This is a genomic window from Actinomycetospora sp. 2LY8.5, from assembly GCF_057180585.1.
Window position 1 is genome coordinate 1 of sequence record NZ_JBXUHE010000091.1, and the last position, 3692, is coordinate 3692.

2 rRNA genes are annotated in these 3692 nt (G+C 59.8%); both read left to right on the plus strand.

The features are described from left to right. Positions 1-273: ribosomal RNA gene (locus tag AC2A1K_RS35470) — 16S ribosomal RNA — on the plus strand; the annotation flags it as partial. Between the two features lie 396 nt (positions 274-669). Then, positions 670-3692, plus strand: a 23S ribosomal RNA gene (locus AC2A1K_RS35475); the annotation flags it as partial.

Consider the following 3692-nt stretch of genomic DNA (forward strand, 5'->3'; position numbering starts at 1 on the left):
CGGAGCGAATCTCGTAAAGCCGGTCTCAGTTCGGATCGGGGTCTGCAACTCGACCCCGTGAAGTCGGAGTCGCTAGTAATCGCAGATCAGCAACGCTGCGGTGAATACGTTCCCGGGCCTTGTACACACCGCCCGTCACGTCACGAAAGTCGGTAACACCCGAAGCCCGTGGCCCAACCCTTGTGGGGGGAGCGGTCGAAGGTGGGACTGGCGATTGGGACGAAGTCGTAACAAGGTAGCCGTACCGGAAGGTGCGGCTGGATCACCTCCTTTCTAAGGAGCTTTACCGAACACCGCTGCTGGTGGGTGGTCGCAGGCGTGTGTCCTGTGCGCTCGTGGTTGGTGGTGGAGGGCCTCGGAGTACCTCCTTGGGTGTTGGTTGCCTGGGGGTCGGGAAGTGGGGTTGCTCGAGAAGATGTGGAAGCACTGAACATGTCCGGTCTGCGTGGTGCGTGGGTCGGCGGCACACTGTTGGGTCCTGAGGGGACGACCGCCTCATCCTGGTTCGCTGGGGTGGGGTTGTTGTTTGTCTCTGGGGACGGGCAGCGTCTGCTTCGCCGGTGGGTGGGGTGGGGCGCTGGTTCGTGTGGTCGTTGAGAATTGTACAGTGGACGCGAGCATCTTTTGTTTCTGTGCACATTTGTGTCGTGATTTCTTGATGTGTGTGTTGGTCAAGTTGTCAAGGGCGCACGGTGGATGCCTGGGCATCAGGAGCCGATGAAGGACGTGGGAGGCCGCGATAGTCCTCGGGGAGTTGTCAACCGAGCGTTGATCCGAGGGTGTCCGAATGGGGTAACCCGGCACCCGTCATGGGGTGTCACCGCTGTCTGAATGTATAGGACGGTGGGAGGGAACGCGGGGAAGTGAAACATCTCAGTACCCGCAGGAGAAGAAAACAAGAGTGATTCCGTGAGTAGTGGCGAGCGAAAGCGGATGAGGCTAAACCCCGCTTGTGTGAGAGCCGGCAGGTGTTGCTGGTGGGGTGTTGTGGGGCGTCATGTACTGGTTCTGCCGGACCGGTGCGGGTGTTCGTGGTGTTAGTCGAAGGCGTTGGGACGCGTCGGCGTAGAGGGTGAGACCCCCGTAGGCGAAAACACTGCGGTCGCTTGTTGTGGCGTGCCCGAGTAGCAGCGAGCCCGTGTAATTCGCTGTGAATCTGCCGGGACCACCCGGTAAGCCTAAATACTCCCTGATGACCGATAGCGGACAAGTACCGTGAGGGAAAGGTGAAAAGTACCCCGGGAGGGGAGTGAAACAGTACCTGAAACCGTGTGCCTACAAGCCGTCAGAGCAAGCTTGGTTCTTGTGATGGCGTGCCTTTTGAAGAATGAGCCTGCGAGTTAGTGGTGCGTGGCGAGGTTAACCCGTGTGGGGTAGCCGTAGCGAAAGCGAGTCCGAACAGGGCGTGCCGGGATTCGTTCTGGGTAGTCGCGTGCTCTAGACCCGAAGCGGGGTGATCTACCCATGGCCAGGGTGAAGCGCCGGTAAGACGGCGTGGAGGCCCGAACCCACCAGGGTTGAAAACCTGGGGGATGAGCTGTGGGTAGGGGTGAAAGGCCAATCAAACTCCGTGATAGCTGGTTCTCCCCGAAATGCATTTAGGTGCAGCGTCGTGTGTTTCTCACCGGAGGTAGAGCACTGGTTGGCCTAGGGGGCCCACAAGCTTACTGAAGTCAGCCAAACTCCGAATGCCGGTGAGTTCGAGCGCGGCAGTGAGACGGCGGGCGATAAGGTTCGTCGTCGAGAGGGAAACAGCCCAGATCGCCGGCTAAGGCCCCTAAGCGTGCGCTAAGTGGGAAAGGATGTGGGATCGCCCAGACAACCAGGAGGTTGGCTTAGAAGCAGCCATCCTTGAAAGAGTGCGTAATAGCTCACTGGTCAAGTGGTCCTGCGCCGACAATGTAGCGGGGCTCAAGCGCACCGCCGAAGCCGCGGCAACACCACGTGAACGCTCTCGTCACTGATCTGTCGGTGTCGGGTGGTGGTGGTGTTGGGTAGGGGAGCGTCATGCGGGCGGTGAAGCGGCGGAGTGATCCAGCCGTGGAGCCCGTGTGAGTGAGAATGCAGGCATGAGTAGCGATAGCAGAGTGAGAAACTCTGCCGCCGGATGACCAAGGGTTCCTGGGCCAGGTTTTTCCGCCCAGGGTGAGCCGGGACCTAAGGCGAGGCCGACAGGCGTAGTCGATGGACAACGGGTTGATATTCCCGTGCTCGTGTAGGCGCGTCCCTGGCGAGTCCAGGTGTGCTAACCGCCCGAACCATCCCAGTCTCCTTCGGGAGCTGGTGGTGGGGAGCGCGGGACCCTGCCTGGTAGTAGCCAAGCGATGGGGTGACGCAGGAGGGCAGCTCCGCCAGCTAGTGGTAGTGCTGGTGCAAGCGTGTAGGCCGGTCCGTAGGCAAATCCGCGGGCCGTGACGGTCGAGACGTGACGCATAGCCGGTTGAGGCGAAGCAGAGTGATCCCATGCTGCCGAGAAAAGCCTCTAGCGAGTTCCTACGCGACCCGTACCCCAAACCAACACAGGTGGTCAGGTAGAGAATACCGAGGCGTTCGAGCGAACTGTGGTCAAGGAATTCGGCAAAATGCCCCCGTAACTTCGGGAGAAGGGGGGCCCTGTCCCGTGAAACCCCTTTGCGGGTTAGCGGGGTGGGGCCGCAGAGACCAGGGGGAAGCGACTGTTTACTAAAAACACAGGTCCGTGCGAAGTCGCAAGACGATGTATACGGACTGACGCCTGCCCGGTGCTGGAACGTTAAGGGGACCGGTTAACCGTAAGGTGAAGCTGAGAACTTAAGCGCCAGTAAACGGCGGTGGTAACTATAACCATCCTAAGGTAGCGAAATTCCTTGTCGGGTAAGTTCCGACCTGCACGAATGGCGTAACGACTTCCCCGCTGTCTCGACCACAGACTCGGCGAAATTGCACTACGAGTAAAGATGCTCGTTACGCGCGGCAGGACGGAAAGACCCCGGGACCTTCACTACAGCTTGGTATTGGTGCTCGGTTCGGCTTGTGTAGGATAGGTGGGAGACGGGGAAGCGGCCACGCCAGTGGTCGTGGAGTCGACGTTGAAATACCACTCTGGTCGAATTGGGCATCTAACCTCGGACCATGATCTGGTCCAGGGACAGTGCCTGGTGGGTAGTTTAACTGGGGCGGTTGCCTCCCAAAGGGTAACGGAGGCGCCCAAAGGTTCCCTCAGCCTGGTCGGCAACCAGGTGTCGAGTGCAAGTGCACAAGGGAGCTTGACTGTGAGACCGACGGGTCGAGCAGGGACGAAAGTCGGGACTAGTGATCCGGCACCACCAGGTGGATGGGGTGTCGCTCAACGGATAAAAGGTACCCCGGGGATAACAGGCTGATCTTGCCCAAGAGTCCATATCGACGGCATGGTTTGGCACCTCGATGTCGGCTCGTCGCATCCTGGGGCTGGAGTAGGTCCCAAGGGTTGGGCTGTTCGCCCATTAAAGCGGTACGCGAGCTGGGTTTAGAACGTCGTGAGACAGTTCGGTCCCTATCCGCCGCGCGCGCAGGAGACTTGAGGAAGGCTGTCCCTAGTACGAGAGGACCGGGACGGACGAACCTCTGGTGTGCCAGTTGTCCCGCCAGGGGCACGGCTGGTTGGCTACGTTCGGAAAGGATAACCGCTGAAGGCATCTAAGCGGGAAGCCCGTTCCAAGATGAGGTCTCCC